Here is a 12,716-nt window from a genome sequence, read left to right as displayed (position 1 = left end):
TTCACAGGAAAGGCCACATCCGGGTGTGAAAAGGGGGTGTCCGCAGGGTGGCCCGCCCACCGCCACGGGTCGGTGCCCCACCGCTTTCACTTACTTCACCTGCATCTCTTTCTCTGCCAGGCAATTTTACGGCCGCGTTGAGGGTTGTTGGTGGGGCAAAGTGGGGTATTGTGGGGCGCAGCGGTGGAGAAGGGCGGCCTGAGTGGCCGCCCCGAACTATGGCGAGAACTGAATTGCTCTGAAGAGATCCGAGGAGGCGAGCAGAGGAAGGTGACCCCGGGATGTTTCTCGGTACCTACACTCCGAAGCTCGACGACAAGGGTCGGCTGACACTTCCGGCCAAGTTCCGTGCGGAACTTGCCGGTGGGTTGATGATCACGAAGGGGCAGGACCACAGCCTTGCGGTCTATCCCCGGGAAGAGTTCGCCGCACGCGTCCGGAAGGCCGCGTCGGTGTCCCGCACCAACCCTCAGGCACGTGCCTTCATCCGGAATCTGGCTGCCAGTGCGGATGAACAGCGTCCTGACGGGAGCGGTCGCATCACCCTCTCGGCCGGGCACCGTGCATACGCGGGTCTGACCAAGGAATGTGTGGTCATCGGATCAGTGGATTTTCTCGAGATCTGGGACGCAGAGTCCTGGGCCGCTTATCAGAAGGAAACGGAAGCCGCCTTCGCGGCGGCCGACGCAGAAGACGTCCTCGGCGGACTGCTCTGATCATCCCCCGCAGGGGATGGGAGGGTGGGACGGAGCGCGTGTACGGACTCTGCCCGAGGTGATGCTCTGGTGTACTTCCCCGACATCAGATGGACACATCGGGCAGGGCCCTGTACGCACCCCGTACCGTGGGCGGGCCACACACTCGAGGACGAAGGGGGCTAGGGACGCCATGAGCGACATGAGCTTCGACGTCGAGGAGAATTTCGGCCACGTCCCGGTTCTCCGCGACCGGATGGCGGACCTGCTGGCGCCGGGTGTCGAGAAACTCGGTGAGCACGCGGTCATCGTCGACGGCACCCTCGGTGCCGGCGGACACACCGAGCATTTCCTGAGGACCTTCCCGCAGGCCCGCGTCATCGGCGTGGACCGTGACCCCGTGGCGCTCACTGACGCCCGCGGACGCCTCGCCCCCTTCGGCGGGCGCTTCGTCGGCGTGCAGACGCGTTTCGACGGCATCGGTGAGGCCATCGCCCACGGCGAGGGGGAGATCTTCGACCTCGCCCGCGAGCACGGTGTCGCCGGGGCACTGTTCGACCTCGGAGTGTCCTCCATGCAGCTGGACCAGGTGGAGCGCGGCTTCGCCTACCGCACCGACGCGCCGCTGGACATGCGCATGGACCCCTCCCGGGGGAAGACCGCAGCGGACGTGCTCAACACCTACGGCCACGGCGAGCTGGCACGCATCCTCAAGACCTACGGCGATGAACGTTTCGCCGGAAAGATCGCCTCGGCAGTGCTGCGGGAACGTGAGAAGGAGCCCTTCACCACCTCCGCGCGCCTGGTCGAGCTGCTCTACTCCGCCATCCCCGCCGCCACCCGGCGTACCGGCGGCCACCCCGCCAAGCGCACCTTCCAGGCGCTGCGCGTCGAGGTCAACGCCGAGCTGGAGGCACTGGAGAACGTCATCCCCGTCATCGCGGAACTGCTTGCCGCCGGTGGCCGGGCGGTGTTCATGAGCTACCAGTCGCTGGAGGACCGCATCGTCAAGAACGCCTTCGCCGACATGACCGCCTCGAAGACACCCCCCGGCCTGCCGATGGACCTGCCGGGCACCGCGCCCCGCTTCCGGACCGTGACCCGTGGGGCGGAGAAGGCGAACGAGGCGGAGATCGAAGAGAATCCCCGGGCGGCACCGGTGAGGGTGCGCGCCGTCGAGAAGCTCCCTGAACCGACCGGAGGCCGACCGTGACCCAACCGACCAGGACCCGAAACGACCGTAAGGAACGACGCATGGGTGCCAGCCGTGACTTCACCAGCACCGCCGTCCTCGACCGCGGGCAACCGGCCCGGGCGCCGGAGAAACCGCGGACACCGAAGGTCCCGCAGACGCCCCTGCCGGGCCGCCGGCGGCCTGTCCCCTCGCCGAAGCGCCTGGGTTCGCGGCAGGTGGTCTCCGTCCGGGGGCGCCGCACCGAAGAGGTCCGCCGTTCCACCCTGCTGATGAAGCTGGTCGGCATGTCTGTCGTCCTGGCCATCGCGGGTGTCGCCCTGGCCATGTGGCTGTCGGGTGTGTCCACCCAGCTGACCTTCCGCATGCAGACGCTGTCCTCCCAGGAACAGCAGCTGTCCAACCAGATCGAGACCCTCAACCGGGACCTCGAGAACGTCCGCTCCTCCGCGGAGCTGGCCCGCCGGGCCGGTGAACTCGGCCTGGAGGTGCCCGTCCAACCGGGCATCCTCGCGGTGGGCGCCGACGGTGGGATCGTGGAGGAACGTCCGGCGGATGTGACCACGCGTCCCATCATCGACGTCAACGGCGCGCCGGTCCGCCCGGGCCAGGCCTCAAGCAACCCGGACGCGATCCGGGAGCTGGGTGACAGCCTGGAGACGATCCCCCAGGCCGAGCGGCTGCGAGCCCCGGCAGAGGCGGGCGTGGCCCCCTACGAACCGGGCGTGGCCCCCTACGCCCCGAATGTTCCCGCTGAGGATCAGTGACCCCAGAAGTACCGATTGTTGAGGACGGCAAGTGACACGACCAGGCGCCGGCGGCGTCCGACGTGCTGCGGGACGAGTTGACTCGTCCCGCAGTTCGTCATCCCGTCCCTATTCCGACGTCCGGGCAGCGCAGAGCCGCGCGCCCCGGCAACCAGAGACCAAACCGAAGAAACCCACGAAAAAAACCGGTGGGAAGCCTGCCGGGAAACCCACCCGGAAGCAGGCCCCCACCCAGAAGGCGGTGATGACCCGCCGGCTGCGGATCATCCTCGTATTCTTCACGGCTCTCACCGTCCTCCTGGTCGGCCGCCTCGCCTGGGTGCAGATCGTGTGGGGCCCCGAGTTCGCCGCAAAGGCGCAGCAGCAGCGTGCCCGCGTCTACGTCGAACCGGCCCGCCGCGGTGAGGTCACCGACCGTCACGGCAACCAGCTGGCCTACACCATGCAGGCCCGTAGCCTGACTGTTTCCCCGCAGGTGCTGCGCGGCGAACTCACCGAACAACAGGACCTGGAGATGCGCATGGACGGCATGTCCCGGGAACAGATCGACGCCGAGATCGACGAGCGCGTCGAGGACGTCCTGGTGACCATGTCGCAGGAGATCCCCGCCATGATCGAGGAGGCCGGGGCGATCACCGGTGAGGTCAAGGAGGAGGAGATCCTGGAGAAGCTGCAGGCCGACTCCACCTACGAGGTCCTGGTGCGCAACGTCGACCCGGACGTCGCCGCCGAGATCGCCGCCACCTTCCACGGCGTGGCCGCCGACCACCAGGACATCCGCCAGTACCCGAACGGGGCCATCGCCGAGAACGTCCTGGGCAAGGTGTCCATGGACGGGCAGGGCCAGTTCGGTTTCGAGACCTCCGGAGATGCCATGCTCTCGGGCATCAACGGCCGCTCCACGGAGGACGTGTCCACCAACGGGCAGGTCATCCCCGGCACCCTGCGTGACGTGGTGCCGGCCGTCGACGGCGCCGCCGTGGAGCTGAGCCTGGACCTGGACCTGCAGACCTACGTCCAGCAGCTGCTGGAGCAGGCGAAGACCAACTCGAAAGCGGAATCCGCGGAGGCGGTCGTCCTCGACGTGGCCACCGGCGAGGTGCTGGCCATGGCCAACACCGACACCATCGACCCCAACGGCAACATCGAGCGCCAGCTGAAGGCCGGCAAGGACTTCGAGAACCAGACCATCTCGCACCCCTACGAGCCGGGCTCGGTGGCCAAGATCATCACCGCGGCCGCCACCCTGGAGGAGGGACTGACCACCCCGGACGAGGTCCACCAGGTGCCCGGTTCCATCCACATGGCCGGCGTGACCGTCAACGACGCGTGGGCCCACGGCGTGGTGCCCTACACCACCACCGGCATCTTCGGTAAGTCCTCCAACGTGGGTACCCTCATGCTCGCCGAACGCCTGGGCGAGGACCGGTTCGCGGACTACCTCCAGCGTTTCGGCGTCGGTCAGACGACAGGCATCGAACTGCCCAACGAGTCCTCCGGCCTCCTGCCGGCCCGCGAACAGTGGTCGGGCGGCACCTTCGCCAACCTGCCCATCGGGCAGGGCGTGTCGATGACGACCCTGCAGATGGCCTCCATCTACCAGGCGCTGGCCAACGACGGCGAGCGGATCGAACCCCGCATCGTCCGGTCGGTGACCAACCCGGACGGCACCGGGCAGGAGCTCGAGGAACCGGACCGCACCCAGGTGGTCAGCCCGGATACCGCCCGCGCGACGATCGACATGTTCCGCTCCGTCATGCAGGACGACCCGGGTGGGCTGCAGATGGGCACCGGCGCCAACGGCGCGGTCCCCGGCTACCAGACCTCCGGCAAGACCGGCACCGCACAGAAGGTCGACCCGAACACCGGGGCCTACTCCAACAGCGACTACTGGATCACCTTCGCCGGTGTCGCCCCGGCGGATGACCCGCGTTTCGTGGTCGCCGTCATGGTGGACGAACCCACCCGCGGCGTCGAGGAGGGCGGCGGGGGCGGACAGTCCTCGGCCCCGATCTTCCGCGACATCGCGTCATGGCTGCTCGACCGGGACAACATCCCGACGTCGCCGCCCATGGAGGACCTCCTGATCCTCCACGCCCAATAAGTCCTCGAGGAGGAGAACCACCATGGAAAACACACTGTCCCATCTGGCCGGCATCGCCGGGGGAGAGCTCGTCCAGGACTCCGGGGCTGATCCCGTCATCACCTCCTTCGGTCTGGACTCGTCCACCCTGGCCCCCGACGGCGCCCTGTTCGCCGCCGTACCGGGTACCCGCAGCCACGGCGCGAACTACGCCGCCGGCAGCCCGGCCGTGGCCGTGCTCACCGACGCCGCCGGCCGGGAGATCCTCGCCGCGGCGGGGGAGACCCGCCCCATCGTCGTCGTCGACGACGTCCGCGCGGTGCTCGGCACCGTCGCCGCCGAGGTCCACGACCATCCCTCCGAGCGACTCACCGTGCTCGGGGTGACCGGCACCTCCGGCAAGACCACCACCAGCTACCTGCTGGAGGCCGGCCTCATGGCCGCAGGCCACAAGGTCGGTCTGATCGGCACCACCGGCACGCGCATCGACGGCCGGGCGGTGCCCACCTCCCTGACCACCCCGGAGGCCACGACCCTCCAGGAGCTCTTCGCGCAGATGGTCGACGCAGGCGTCACCCACGTGGTCATGGAGGTCTCCTCCCACGCCCTGGAACTGGGCCGGGTGGCGGGCACGCGTTTCGACGTCGCCGGCTTCACCAACCTCTCCCAGGACCACCTCGACTTCCACCCGACCATGGAGGAGTACTTCGAGGCCAAGGCCCGCTTCTTCGACCCGGCCTCGCCGCTGGCCGCGGACCGCACGGTTGTCTGCGTCGACGAGGAGTGGGGCCGGCGGATGGCGGAGCGTGCCGCTGACCCCCTGACCGTGTCCACCCGCGGCACCGACGCCGATGTCACCGCCACCCAGACCGAGGTGGCCCCCACCGGTGCGCAGACGCTGCACCTGCGGCTGCCCGGCCAGGAACTGACCGCCCGGTTGCCGCTGCCGGGTGACTTCAACATCGCCAACGCCGCCGTGGCCACCGCGGTGGCCTTCGCCGCCGGGGTGGACCCGGTGGCCTTCACCGCCGGTTTCGCCGACGTCGCCGTGCCGGGCCGGATGGAGCGCATCGACGCCGGCCAGGACTTCCTCGCCGTGGTCGACTACGCCCACAAACCCGCGGCCGTCGCCGCGGTGCTGGACACCCTGCGCGGCCAGGTCAGCGGCCGCCTCGGCGTGGTGGTCGGGGCCGGCGGCGACCGGGACGCCACCAAGCGTCCCCTCATGGGGGCGGAGGCGGCCCGGCGGGCCGACCTGGTGATCATCACCGACGACAATCCGCGCAGCGAGGTCCCCGCCACCATCCGCGCCGCCGTCCTCGAGGGCGCGCTCGCCGCCGGCACCTCCGCGGAGATCCGCGAGATCGGTGACCGCGCCGCGGCCATCGACGCGCTGATCGGCTGGGCGCGTCCCGGTGACGGCGTCGTCGTCGCCGGCAAGGGCCACGAGGTCGGGCAACTCATCAACGGGGTGGACCACCACTTCGACGACCGGGAGGAAGTCCGGCGTGCACTGAAGGAGAAGAAACTGTGATCCCCCTGACCCTCGCGGAGATCGCGGAGATCACCGGTGGTGAGCTCCACGACGTCGAGAAGCCGGACACCCCGGTGACCGGCACCATCGAGTTCGACTCCCGCCTGATCACCCCGGGCGGGTTGTTCATCGCCCTGCCGGGCGCGCGTGTCGACGGCCACGACTTCGCCGCCACCGCCATCACGGCCGGCGCCGCCGCTGTGCTCGCCGCCCGCCCGGTGGGGGTGCCCGCAGTCGTGGTGAAACCCACCGGCCGCCCCGATTCCAACGCCGACATCTACGCCCACGACACCGACGGCTCCGTCAAGGCCGTCGTCGACGCCCTCGCCGCCCTCGCCCACGCCGTGGTCACCCGGCTGCCGGAGCTGACGGTCGTCGGCATCACCGGCTCCGCCGGCAAGACCTCCACCAAGGACCTCGTCGCCTCCGTGCTGCGCATGGCGGGGGAGACCGTCGCCCCACCCGGTTCCTTCAACAACGAGATCGGCCTGCCCTACACGGCGCTGCGCTGCACCACCGGCACCCGCTTCCTCGTCGCCGAGATGTCCGCCCGCGGCATCGGTCACATCGCCCACCTGGCCCGCTCTGTGCCCCCGCACATCGGCGCAGTCCTCAATGTGGGCACCGCCCATCTGGGTGAATTCGGTTCCCGCGAGAACATCGCCCGCGCCAAGGGCGAACTCATCGAGGCCCTGCCGGACCGCGGGGTGGCGGTGCTCAACGCCGACGACCCCTTCGTCGCCGCCATGGCGCCGCGCACCCGCGCCCGGGTGGTTACCTACTCCGCCGCCACCCGCGCCGACCTGTGGGCCGGGGACATCCGCCTCGATGATGTCGCCCGCGCCAGTTTCACCCTCCACGCCGGCGGGGAATCCGCCCCCGTGCGCCTGCAGGTCTTCGGTGAGCACCAGGTCTCCAACGCCCTGGCCGCCGCGGCCATCGGGCTGGAGGCGGGACTCGACCTCAGCCGGGTCGCCGCGGGACTCTCCGGCCACACCAGCGCCTCCGCACACCGCATGGACGTGCAGACCCGCGCTGACGGGGTGACCGTGATCAACGACGCCTACAACGCCAACCCCGACTCCATGCAGGCCGGCATCGCCGCCCTGGCCTACACCGCCGCGGCCCGCCCCCACGCCCGCGCCATCGCTGTCCTGGGCCAGATGAGCGAGCTCGGCACCGATGCGCAGGCCGCGCACCGCAGGATCGGCCGGCAGCTCGACCGGTACCGGATCGAGCACCTGATTGCCGTCGGCGATGATCCCAACAGCCGCGCCATGGCCACCGAGGCCGCCAACCGGGGTATAACTACTGAGGTCGCGCGCGACGTCGACGAGGCCACCCGCCTCGTCGAGGCCGTGCTGCGGACCCGCCCGATCGAACACACCGGAACCGGCAACCCCGGCGATGTTGTGCTGGTCAAGGCCTCCAACTCACTGGGGCTGTGGCGGGTAGCGGAGAACCTCATCCAACAGCAGAACATCCAGAAGGGTTCATAGGGGCGAACACGACGTGACACAGATCATCATCGCAGGAATCGTCAGTTTCCTCGTCGCCATCTTCACCACCCCGGTGCTCATCCGGCGCTTCTCCGCCGAGGGCCTGGGCCAGGAGATCCGGGAGGACGGCCCCCAGTCCCATCTGCGCAAGCGGGGCACGCCCACCATGGGCGGCATCGCCATCATCGCCGGCATCGTCGTCGCCTACGCCACCGTCGGCATCTACGGCATGGTCATCGGCACCGGCGGCTTCACCGTCTCCGGCGTGCTGGTCCTCGGCCTCATGCTCGGCATGGGTGCGCTCGGTTTCGCCGACGACTCCATCAAACTGTTCAAGGCCCGCAACCTCGGCCTGAACAAGACCGCCAAGCTCGTCGGCCAGCTCGTGCTGGCCATCGCCTTCGGCCTGCTCATCCTCCAGTTCCCGGACGATCAGGGCCTGACCCCGGGTTCAACTCACCTGTCCTTCATCCGGGACATCGACACCGTCGACATCGCCTTCGGCGGCGGCATCATCGGCATCATCGTCTTCCTGGTGTTCATGGTCATCCTCATCGCCGCCTGGTCGAACGCCGTCAACCTCACCGACGGACTCGACGGACTGGCCGCCGGCACCACCGCCTTCGTCATGGGCGCCTACTCCCTGATCACCTTCTGGCAGTTCCGCAATTCCTGCGAGGTCGCCGTCGAACCGGGCTGCTACTCGGTGCGGGACCCCCTCGACCTGGCGATCCTCGCGGCCGCCGGTCTCGGCGGCTGCCTCGGCTTCCTGTGGTGGAATGCCGCCCCCGCCAAGATCTTCATGGGCGACACCGGTTCCTTGGCCCTCGGCGGGCTCGTCGCCGGCCTGTCGGTGGCGTCCCGCACGGAGCTGCTGATGATCATCATCGGCGCACTCTTCGTCATCGAGGCCGCCTCCGTGGTCATCCAGGTCATCTCCTTCCGCACCACCGGCAAGCGCGTCTTCCGTATGGCACCCTTCCACCACCACTTCGAGAACGGTGGCTGGCCCGAGACCACCGTCGTCGTCCGCTTCTGGCTCATCGCCGCCATGGCTGTCATGCTCGGTGTGTGCATCTTCTACGCCGAATGGCTCACCGTCACGGGGGTGAGCCTGCGATGATCACCGGAACCGTCCTCATCGCCGGCGCCGGGGTCTCCGGCCGCGGCATCATCCGCCTCCTGGAGCGCCTCGGCGTGGATCACACCGTCGCCGACGACAACGACCTGGCCACCGGCATCACCGTCGACGAGGCCCGCACCATGCTGAGCCGTTTCTCGCTGGTGGTCACCTCCCCGGGCTGGCGTCCCGACAACCCCCTGCTTGCCGACGCCGCCGCAGCCGGCCTCGAGGTCATCGGCGACGTCGAGCTGGCCTACCGCCTCGACCGCGCCGGCGCCTTCGGCCCCCCGCGCACCTGGCTGGTGGTCACCGGCACCAACGGCAAGACCACCACCACCGCCATGCTCGCGGCCATGATGGCGCAGCTGGGCCAGGACACCGGGCTGCGTGCCCGGGCGGTGGGCAACATCGGTGTCGCCGTCGCCGACGCCCTGCTTGACGAGCAACGCGTCGACGTCCTCGTCGCCGAACTGTCCAGCTTCCAGCTCCACTGGTCGAAGGAGCTGAGCCCGGACGCCGGGGTGCTGCTCAACCTCGCCGAGGACCACATCGACTGGCACGGCTCCTTCACCTCCTACGCCGACGCCAAGGCCCGTGCCCTGTCCGGGCCGGTCGCCGTCGCCGGCGTCGACGACCCGGTGGTCCGCGCGGTGCTGGCGCGGGCGGACGTCGACAATCACATCGGCTTCACCCTCGCTGAACCCGGCGTCGGCCAGTTCGGCCTCATCGGTGGGCAGCTGGTGGACAACACCGGTGACGCCCCCGTCATCCTCGCGCCGGTCGCAGGCATCCAACCGGCCGGACCGGCCGGTGTGCTCGACGCGCTCGCCGCCGCCGCCATCGCCCGCAGCCAGGGCGCGACGCCGGAGCACATCGCCGCCGCGCTCGCCGCCTTCCAGGTCGACGGGCACCGCGGCCAGATCATCGCCGAGACCGGGGGAGTGACCTGGGTCGACAACTCCAAGGCCACCAACCCGCACGCCGCCGACGCCGCCCTGGCCGGGCTGGACAACGTCATCTGGCTCGCCGGCGGGCAGCTCAAGGGTGCCGACATCGTCCCGCTGATCCGCTCCCACGCCCACCGGCTCAAGGCCGTCGGCCTGCTGGGTGCCGATGCCCCCCGCATCGCCGCCGCCCTGGCCGAACACGCCCCGCACGTCCCCGTCCACCACACCACCCACACCGACCCGGAGCAGGCGATCGCCGAGCTCGTCGGCTGGGCCGCGGACACCGCCGGGGCGGGCGACACCGTCCTGCTCGCCCCGGCCGCGGCCTCCCTCGACATGTTCACCGGGATGGCCCAGCGCGGCGACCTCTTCGCCGCGGCCGCAAACCAACCCCGGGAGATCACATGAGCAGCAGCACCGGCGCCTTCACCAGGGGATACCGGGCCTGGCAGTCGATGATGGAGTCCCGGCCGGGCTTCGACTACCTCATGCTGCGCACCGTGGTCTTCCTCCTCACCGGCATCGGTGTGGTCATGGTCATGTCCTCCTCGATGACCTGGTCGGTCATCGAGGGCTCCACCGTCTGGGGCCAGTCCCTGCGCCAGGGCCTCATGGTCGTCCTCGGCCTCCTCGCCTTCTGGGCGGCCCTGCGGGTCCCGCCGGCCACCGTCCGCCGCATCGCCCCCTGGCTCATGATCATCTCCCTCCTCCTCCTGGTGGCGGTGCTCATCCCGGGTATCGGTGAGGGCAGCGAGGAGGTCGGCTCCCAGTCGTGGATCCGCGTCGGTTCCGTCGGCCTGCAGCCCTCCGAACTGGCCAAGGTCGCCATCGCGGTGTGGGGTGCCGCCTACCTCGCCGACCGCAACGACACCCGCATGAGCAGGAGCAGCCCCTTCACCATCTACCTCGGGGTCATGGTCGCGATGACCGGACTCATCGCCGCCCAGGGTGATCTCGGCATGACCGCCAGCTTCGCGCTGGTGGGCATGTTCACCTTCGTCTTCGCCGGCGGCAGCCTCAGGATCGTCCTGCTCGCCGGCGCCGCCGCCGCGCTGGGGCTGGTGGCGATCCTGGTCGGCGGCGGTTTCCGCTCCAACCGCTTCACCGTCTACTTCGACGCACTCTTCGGCCGCTTCGAGGACACCCAGGGCGCGGCCTTCCAGTCCTACCAGGGCTTCCTCTCCCTGGCCGACGGTTCCCTCTTCGGTGTCGGCCTCGGCCAGTCCCGCGCGAAGTGGTTCTACCTGCCCGAGGCGAAGAACGACTTCATCTTCGCCATCATCGGGGAGGAACTCGGACTGTGGGGCGGGGCATTGGTGATCGTCCTCTTCGCCACCCTCGGCTACTTCGGCTACCGCACCGCCACCCGGGCGCAGAACCAGTTCCAGTCCCTCATGGCCGCTGCCCTGACCGCCGGTGTGGTCTCCCAGGCCTTCATCAACATCGGCTACGTCGTCGGGCTGATGCCCGTCACCGGTATCCAGCTGCCGATGATCTCCGCGGGCGGCACCTCCGCGATCATCACCCTCGGTTCCATGGGGCTGCTCGCCTCCATCGCCCGCCATGAGCCGGAGGCGGTCTCCGCGATGCAGTCCTACGGCCGCCCCTTCTTCGACCGCTTCTTCCTGCTGCCCGAACCCGCCGTGCCGAAGGCGGCGACGGCCCGGGAACGCCGGACGCAGGCCCGCTTCGGCGCTCCGGTGACTGGTACCGTCAGAGAACATGACCGGCCCCAACCTGACAGGAGGCGGTGACCCATGCGCGCACCCCAAGACACCCTGAGTGTGGTCGTCGCCGGCGGGGGCACCGCCGGCCACGTCGAACCCGCGCTGGCGGTGGCTGAGGCCCTCGTCGAGCGGCACGGCGCCACCGTCACCGCCCTGGGTACACCGCGCGGCCTGGAACGTGACCTCGTCCCCGCCCGCGGCTTCGACCTCCGCCTCATCGACCCGGTGCCCGTACCGCGGCGCCCCAACCTCGACCTGCTCAAGCTGCCGGTCCGGGTGGTCAAGGCGGTACGCCAGACCCGGGAGATCCTCCGCGACGTGCAGGCCGACGCCCTCATCGGTTTCGGCGGCTACGTCTCCGCCCCCGGCTACCTGGCGGCCCGCTCGCTGGGCATCCCGTTCTTCGTCCACGAGGCCAACGCCCGCGCCGGGCTGGCCAATAAACTCGGTGTGCGCCTCGGTGGCACCGGCTTCAACGCGGTGGCCGGCTCAGGGATGCCCGGCGAGGTCGTCGGCATCCCCGTCCGCGCCGGATTGCGCAGCGGTGACATGCAGGCCGCGGCCGAACGTGCCCGTGAGCAGTGGGGGCTCGACCCGGAACGGCGCACCCTGCTGGTCACCGGCGGTTCCCAGGGGGCGGTGAGCCTCAACCGGGCGGTGGCCGGCGCGGTGGACACACTGACCACCGCCGGAGGATTCCAGGTGCTGCACGCCTACGGCAGACGCAACACCGCCCCCGCCCCGCACGAGCATTATGTCCCCCTGCCCTATATCGGGGACATGGCGGCCGCCTACGCCGTCGCGGATCTCATCGTCTGCCGTTCCGGCGCGATGACCGTCGCCGAGGTCACCGCCTCGGGCCTGCCTGCCGTCTACGTCCCCCTGCCGCACGGCAACGGTGAGCAGGCGCTCAATGCCACTGATGTGGTCGCCGCCGGCGCCGCCCGTCTTGTCGGTGACGCCGAGTTCGACGCTGACCGGCTGGTCGCCGAGGTCACCGGCATCCTCGGTGACGGGGAGACCCTCGAGACCATGCGGGCGGCCGCCCGGGGGCACTCCGCAGGGGATGCCGCAGCGTATCTGGCTGCTGCGGTCGCTGCGGCGTTAGAATGACCTGCCCGTCCAACCCACACCCAGGAGCCTGAAATT

At 69.8% G+C, this 12,716-nt stretch carries 10 protein-coding genes; all 10 read left to right on the top strand.

Going from position 1 to position 12,716, the window contains the following annotated elements:
* The first annotated feature begins 281 nt into the window (after positions 1-281).
* The 10 genes from mraZ to murG all read left to right on the top strand — a co-directional run bounded on the left by mraZ (position 282) and on the right by murG (position 12,680).
* A complete protein-coding gene (gene mraZ / locus NYP18_RS06865; protein WP_126121017.1) occupies positions 282-716 on the top strand; it encodes a division/cell wall cluster transcriptional repressor MraZ in 435 nt (144 codons plus the stop codon).
* 172 nt (positions 717-888) lie between these two features.
* Positions 889-1,908 carry a 16S rRNA (cytosine(1402)-N(4))-methyltransferase RsmH gene (gene rsmH / locus NYP18_RS06860; protein ID WP_259427415.1) on the top strand — a complete coding sequence of 340 codons (1,020 nt, stop codon included), beginning with the start codon at positions 889-891 and terminating at the stop codon, positions 1,906-1,908.
* A 41-nt stretch (positions 1,909-1,949) separates the two neighbouring features.
* Positions 1,950-2,654, top strand: coding sequence for a cell division protein FtsL (gene ftsL / locus NYP18_RS06855; protein ID WP_259427414.1), 705 nt, complete (start codon positions 1,950-1,952; stop codon positions 2,652-2,654).
* Positions 2,655-2,898: 244 nt separating this feature from the next.
* On the top strand, positions 2,899-4,758 hold the full coding sequence (locus NYP18_RS06850) for a peptidoglycan D,D-transpeptidase FtsI family protein (protein ID WP_259427413.1): 1,860 nt from the start codon (positions 2,899-2,901) through the stop codon (positions 4,756-4,758).
* A gap of 22 nt (positions 4,759-4,780) precedes the next feature.
* Positions 4,781-6,271: a UDP-N-acetylmuramoyl-L-alanyl-D-glutamate--2,6-diaminopimelate ligase gene (locus tag NYP18_RS06845; protein ID WP_259427412.1), complete on the top strand. Its 1,491-nt coding sequence runs from the start codon at positions 4,781-4,783 to the stop codon at positions 6,269-6,271.
* Complete coding sequence (locus tag NYP18_RS06840; protein WP_259427411.1) at positions 6,268-7,770, top strand: UDP-N-acetylmuramoyl-tripeptide--D-alanyl-D-alanine ligase; 1,503 nt, start codon at positions 6,268-6,270, stop codon at positions 7,768-7,770. The genes NYP18_RS06845 and NYP18_RS06840 overlap by 4 nt, the downstream gene beginning before the upstream one ends.
* 13 nt (positions 7,771-7,783) lie before the next feature.
* Positions 7,784-8,893, top strand: a complete 1,110-nt coding sequence (mraY, locus tag NYP18_RS06835; RefSeq protein ID WP_259427410.1) for a phospho-N-acetylmuramoyl-pentapeptide-transferase — start codon at positions 7,784-7,786, stop codon at positions 8,891-8,893.
* Positions 8,860-10,248, top strand: coding sequence for a UDP-N-acetylmuramoyl-L-alanine--D-glutamate ligase (murD, locus tag NYP18_RS06830; protein WP_439648062.1), 1,389 nt, complete (start codon positions 8,860-8,862; stop codon positions 10,246-10,248). The genes mraY and murD overlap by 34 nt, the downstream gene beginning before the upstream one ends.
* Positions 10,245-11,594 carry an FtsW/RodA/SpoVE family cell cycle protein gene (locus NYP18_RS06825; RefSeq protein WP_259427408.1) on the top strand — a complete coding sequence of 450 codons (1,350 nt, stop codon included), beginning with the start codon at positions 10,245-10,247 and terminating at the stop codon, positions 11,592-11,594. The genes murD and NYP18_RS06825 overlap by 4 nt, the downstream gene beginning before the upstream one ends.
* A 3-nt stretch (positions 11,595-11,597) precedes the next feature.
* The gene (murG, locus tag NYP18_RS06820; RefSeq protein ID WP_259427407.1) at positions 11,598-12,680 is read left to right on the top strand and encodes an undecaprenyldiphospho-muramoylpentapeptide beta-N-acetylglucosaminyltransferase; all 1,083 of its coding nucleotides are present in this window, start codon (positions 11,598-11,600) and stop codon (positions 12,678-12,680) included.
* Positions 12,681-12,716 lie beyond the last annotated feature (36 nt).

The organism is Corynebacterium lemuris, from assembly GCF_024919295.1.
In the GTDB taxonomy this organism is placed as follows: domain Bacteria; phylum Actinomycetota; class Actinomycetes; order Mycobacteriales; family Mycobacteriaceae; genus Corynebacterium; species Corynebacterium lemuris.
The sequence above is the reverse complement of the archived record's forward strand: the minus strand, read 5'-3'. Positions and strand labels throughout refer to the sequence as shown.

Bases quoted from the DNA above. Each gene is read 5' to 3' on its own strand.
- mraZ (WP_126121017.1), top strand. From the start codon at position 282: ATGTTTCTCGGTACCTACACTCCGAAGCTCGACGACAAGGGTCGGCTG.
- rsmH (WP_259427415.1), top strand. From the start codon at position 889: ATGAGCGACATGAGCTTCGACGTCGAGGAGAATTTCGGCCACGTCCCG.
- ftsL (WP_259427414.1), top strand. From the start codon at position 1,950: ATGGGTGCCAGCCGTGACTTCACCAGCACCGCCGTCCTCGACCGCGGG.
- NYP18_RS06850 (WP_259427413.1), top strand. From the start codon at position 2,899: ATGACCCGCCGGCTGCGGATCATCCTCGTATTCTTCACGGCTCTCACC.
- NYP18_RS06845 (WP_259427412.1), top strand. From the start codon at position 4,781: ATGGAAAACACACTGTCCCATCTGGCCGGCATCGCCGGGGGAGAGCTC.
- murD (WP_439648062.1), top strand. From the start codon at position 8,860: ATGGCTCACCGTCACGGGGGTGAGCCTGCGATGATCACCGGAACCGTC.
- NYP18_RS06825 (WP_259427408.1), top strand. From the start codon at position 10,245: ATGAGCAGCAGCACCGGCGCCTTCACCAGGGGATACCGGGCCTGGCAG.
- murG (WP_259427407.1), top strand. From the start codon at position 11,598: ATGCGCGCACCCCAAGACACCCTGAGTGTGGTCGTCGCCGGCGGGGGC.